This is a genomic window from Pseudonocardia alaniniphila (genome assembly GCF_022524485.1).
Lineage (GTDB): Bacteria > Actinomycetota > Actinomycetes > Mycobacteriales > Pseudonocardiaceae > Pseudonocardia > Pseudonocardia alaniniphila.
In genome coordinates this window covers 1-5,408 of record NZ_JAKXMK010000081.1, presented here as the reverse complement: position 1 = coordinate 5,408, position 5,408 = coordinate 1, and the positions used below count along the sequence as shown (strand labels likewise).

The window sequence follows — 5,408 nt, the reverse complement described above, 5'->3', positions numbered from 1 at the left end:
GTGGGCCCCCGCCTTCCGGCGGGGGCCCACAACAAACGTTGAATGTCGGCGGCGACCTACTCTCCCACACCCTAACGAGTGCAGTACCATCGGCGCTGGAGGGCTTAGCTTCCGGGTTCGGGATGGGACCGGGCGTTTCCCCTCCGCCACAACCACCGACAACACTATCAACTTATCCCAGCCAATCTGACCGGCCGAGCATAGTGGATGCGAAACCTCGCTCGCACCCCGACCACACAATGTGCTTTGTGTGTTCAGGGTCGCACAGTGGATGCAAACAACTTGTCATGAACAAGCCCTCGGCCTATTAGTACCAGTCAACTCCACCCCTCACAGGGCTTCCATCTCTGGCCTATCAACCCAGTGGTCTGCTGGGGGCCTTAACCACGCAAGGTGGTGGGAGACCTCATCTTGGAACGAGCTTCCCGCTTAGATGCCTTCAGCGGTTATCCCTTCCGAACATAGCCAACCAGCCGTGCCCCTGGCGGGACAACTGGCACACCAGAGGTTCGTCCGTCCCGGTCCTCTCGTACTAGGGACAGCCTTCCTCAAGTCTCCTACGCGCGCGGCGGATAGGGACCGAACTGTCTCACGACGTTCTAAACCCAGCTCGCGTACCGCTTTAATGGGCGAACAGCCCAACCCTTGGGACCTACTCCAGCCCCAGGATGCGACGAGCCGACATCGAGGTGCCAAACCATGCCGTCGATATGGACTCTTGGGCAAGATCAGCCTGTTATCCCCGGGGTACCTTTTATCCGTTGAGCGACACCCCTTCCACCAGGAGGTGCCGGATCACTAGTCCCGACTTTCGTCCCTGCTCGACCTGTCAGTCTCACAGTCAAGCTCCCTTGTGCACTTACACTCAACACCTGATTGCCAACCAGGCTGAGGGAACCTTTGGGCGCCTCCGTTACATTTTGGGAGGCAACCGCCCCAGTTAAACTACCCACCAGGCACTGTCCCTGAACCAGATCATGGCCCGAGGTTGAGACACCCAATTCGACCAGAGTGGTATTTCAACAACGACTCCACAACCACTGGCGTGGCCGCTTCACAGTCTCCCACCTATCCTACACAAGCCGAACCGAGCACCAATACCAAGCTATAGTAAAGGTCCCGGGGTCTTTCCGTCCTGCCGCGCGTAACGAGCATCTTTACTCGTAGTGCAATTTCGCCGAGTCTGTGGTCGAGACAGCGCCCAAGTCGTTACGCCATTCGTGCAGGTCGGAACTTACCCGACAAGGAATTTCGCTACCTTAGGATGGTTATAGTTACCACCGCCGTTTACTGGCGCTTAAATTCTCCGCTTCGCCCCGAAGGACTAACAGGTCCTCTTAACGTTCCAGCACCGGGCAGGCGTCAGTCCGTATACATCGTCTTGCGACTTCGCACGGACCTGTGTTTTTAGTAAACAGTCGCTTGGGCCTGGTCTCTGCGGCCGCCCAGCCCTAGCCCGCGAAGAGCTTCAAACCAGACGGCCCTCCTTCTCCCGAAGTTACGGAGGTATTTTGCCGAGTTCCTTAACCACAGTTCACTCGATCGCCTCGGTATTCTCTACCTGACCACCTGTGTCGGTTTAGGGTACGGGCCACAACAGCACTCGCTAGAGGCTTTTCTCGGCAGCATGGGATCATCCTACTTCGCCTCAATCGGCTACGCGTCACCTCTCACCCTCAATGACATCCGGATTTACCTAGATGTCGGGCTACGGGCTTACACCAGTACTACCATTCACTGGCGGGACTACCCTCCTGCGTCACCCCATCGCTTGCCTACTACCGGATCGGATCCCACGCTCCCCCGACAAGGACTCCCGAAGGACTCCAAGCGAGTTCGGATGGTTAGCATCACCGGCCTCAGCACGGACGCACTGTCACGGGCACGGGAATATCAACCCGTTGTCCATCGACTACGCCTGTCGGCCTCGCCTTAGGTCCCGGCTCACCCTGGGCGGATTAACCTGGCCCAGGAACCCTTGGTCATTCGGCGGCAGAGGTTCTCACTCTGCATTCGCTACTCATGCCTGCATTCTCACTCGCACACCCTCCACGACTCGATCACTCGGCCGCTTCACCGGATGCACGACGCTCCCCTACCCAACACCACGACTACACCCACCAACACACAGCCGGCAGGCGGATCTCTAGTGGCATTGCCACGGCTTCGGCGGTGCGCTTGAGCCCCGCTACATTGTCGGCGCAGGACCACTTGACCAGTGAGCTATTACGCACTCTTTAAAGGGTGGCTGCTTCTAAGCCAACCTCCTGGTTGTCTGGGCGATCCCACATCCTTTCCCACTTAGCGCACGCTTAGGGGCCTTAGCCGGTGATCTGGGCTGTTTCCCTCTCGACTACGAAGCTTATCCCCCGCAGTCTCACTGCCGCGCTAGAAATACCGGCATTCGGAGTTTGGTTGAGTTCAGTAAGCTTGTCGGCCCCCTAGCCCATCCAGTGCTCTACCTCCGGCATCCACCACACGACGCTGCACCTAAATGCATTTCGGGGAGAACCAGCTATCACGGAGTTTGATTGGCCTTTCACCCCTACCCACAGCTCATCCCCCAGGTTTTCAACCCTGGTGGGTTCGGGCCTCCACGACGTCTTACCGACGCTTCACCCTGGCCATGGGTAGATCACTCCGCTTCGGGTCTATACCCCGCGACTACACGCCCTATTCGGACTCGCTTTCGCTACGGCTACCCCACACGGGTTAACCTCGCCACGAAGCATAACTCGCAGGCTCATTCTTCAAAAGGCACGCCATCACCCCGGAAGGCTCTGACGGCTTGTAGGCACACGGTTTCAGGTACTATTTCACTCCCCTCCCGGGGTACTTTTCATCTTTCCCTCACGGTACTCGTCCGCTATCGGTCATCAGGGAGTATTTAGGCTTACCGGGTGGTCCCGGCAGATTCACAGCAAATTCCACGAGCTCGCTGCTACTCGGGAACACGATCCAAACCGCATGCAGTGTTTTCACGTACGGGGCTCTCACCCACTACGGCGACCCTTTCCAGAAATCTTCCGCTAACACCACACCACGACCTCGCAGACCCGGCAGAGTCCACACGACCACGCCCCACAACACCCCAACCGCAACGCCTGCCGGCTTGACACGATCAAGGTTTAGCCTCATCCGCTTTCGCTCGCCACTACTCACGGAATCACATTTTGTTTTCTCTTCCTGTGGGTACTGAGATGTTTCACTTCCCCACGTTCCCCCCCATACCCTATGTATTCAGATATGGGTAACACCCCATGACGGGTGCTGGGTTTCCCCATTCGGACACCCTCGGATCACAGCTCGGTTGACAGCTCCCCGAGGCCTATCGCGGCCTCCCACGTCCTTCATCGGCTCCTGATGCCTAGACATCCACCATGTGCCCTTACACACTTGTTCACAACAAGATGCTCGCATCCACTATGCAACACTCAACACACAACCACACCCCAACCCACCACAACCACCACCACACCCACCCACACACGCTCACGTGCACATCGGGATGCGTTAGGCGATCCAGGCCAGGAGCAGCCAGAAAAAACACCCACCGGTGTCTTCTCAGGACCCAACAGTGTGCCAAACCCCCCGGAAACACTTCCGGGAACATCATGAATTCAGTCTTTATGTTCCACCCAGCCACACCCACCCAAATCTTGCAGGCGAGTGCGGAATCAAGGAAAAGGAGAACCAACCCACCACCACCAGCCACACGTTCAGCCAGCGGTGCTCGAGCTGGTCGACCTCACCACACGGTGAGACTCCTTAGAAAGGAGGTGATCCAGCCGCACCTTCCGGTACGGCTACCTTGTTACGACTTCGTCCCAATCGCCAGTCCCACCTTCGACAACTCCCTCCCCCGAAGGGGTTAGGCCGTCGGCTTCGGGTGTTACCAACTTTCGTGACGTGACGGGCGGTGTGTACAAGGCCCGGGAACGTATTCACCGCAGCGTTGCTGATCTGCGATTACTAGCGACTCCAACTTCACGGGGTCGAGTTGCAGACCCCGATCCGAACTGAGACCTACTTTAAGGGATTCGCTCCACCTCACGGTCTCGCAGCCCTCTGTATAGGCCATTGTAGCATGTGTGAAGCCCTGGACATAAGGGGCATGATGACTTGACGTCATCCCCACCTTCCTCCGAGTTGACCCCGGCAGTCTCCCATGAGTCCCCGGCATAACCCGCTGGCAACATGGAACGAGGGTTGCGCTCGTTGCGGGACTTAACCCAACATCTCACGACACGAGCTGACGACAGCCATGCACCACCTGCACACCAGCCACAAGGGAACCGATATCTCTACCGGCGTCTAGTGCATGTCAAACCCAGGTAAGGTTCTTCGCGTTGCATCGAATTAATCCACATGCTCCGCCGCTTGTGCGGGCCCCCGTCAATTCCTTTGAGTTTTAGCCTTGCGGCCGTACTCCCCAGGCGGGGCGCTTAATGCGTTAGCTGCGGCACAGAGACCGTGGAATGGCCCCCACACCTAGCGCCCACCGTTTACGGCGTGGACTACCAGGGTATCTAATCCTGTTCGCTCCCCACGCTTTCGCTCCTCAGCGTCAGTATCGGCCCAGAGACCCGCCTTCGCCACCGGTGTTCCTCCTGATATCTGCGCATTTCACCGCTACACCAGGAATTCCAGTCTCCCCTGCCGAACTCCAGTGATGCCCGTATCGACCGCAAGCTCAGAGTTAAGCCCCAAGTTTTCACGACCGACGCGACACACCGCCTACGAGCTCTTTACGCCCAATAATTCCGGACAACGCTCGCACCCTACGTATTACCGCGGCTGCTGGCACGTAGTTGGCCGGTGCTTCTTCTACCGGTACCGTCACTCACGCTTCGTCCCGGTCGAAAGAGGTTTACAACCCGAAGGCCGTCATCCCCCACGCGGCGTCGCTGCGTCAGGCTTCCGCCCATTGCGCAATATTCCCCACTGCTGCCTCCCGTAGGAGTCTGGGCCGTGTCTCAGTCCCAGTGTGGCCGGTCGCCCTCTCAGGCCGGCTACCCGTCGTCGCCTTGGTAGGCCATCACCCCACCAACAAGCTGATAGGCCGCGGGCCCATCCCCAGCCGAAAAACTTTCCACCCCCCACCATGCGATGGAAGGTCATATCCGGTATTAGACCCAGTTTCCCAGGCTTATCCCAGAGCTGAGGGCAGGTCACCCACGTGTTACTCACCCGTTCGCCGCTCGTGTACCCCCGAAAGGGCCTTACCGCTCGACTTGCATGTGTTAAGCACGCCGCCAGCGTTCGTCCTGAGCCAGGATCAAACTCTCCAACAAAAACTGGCCCAACAAACCTGCGACGGGGTCGCAGGAAAAACAAACTGGCATAAAACCAATTCATGATAAAGCTCGACACACTGTTGAGTTCTCAAAAGACACCCGCACACCATC

3 rRNA genes are annotated in these 5,408 nt (G+C 57.9%); all 3 read right to left on the bottom strand.

The features are described 5' to 3' along the window. Positions 1–43 precede the first annotated feature (43 nt). Positions 44–160 (bottom strand): 5S ribosomal RNA (gene rrf / locus MMF94_RS43025). A 127-nt stretch (positions 161–287) separates the two neighbouring features. Next, a 23S ribosomal RNA gene (locus tag MMF94_RS43020) occupies positions 288–3,402 on the bottom strand. Between the two features lie 370 nt (positions 3,403–3,772). Beyond that, positions 3,773–5,294 (bottom strand): 16S ribosomal RNA (locus MMF94_RS43015). Together the 16S, 23S and 5S rRNA genes form the textbook arrangement of a ribosomal RNA operon. Between the last annotated feature and the right edge of the window lie 114 nt (positions 5,295–5,408).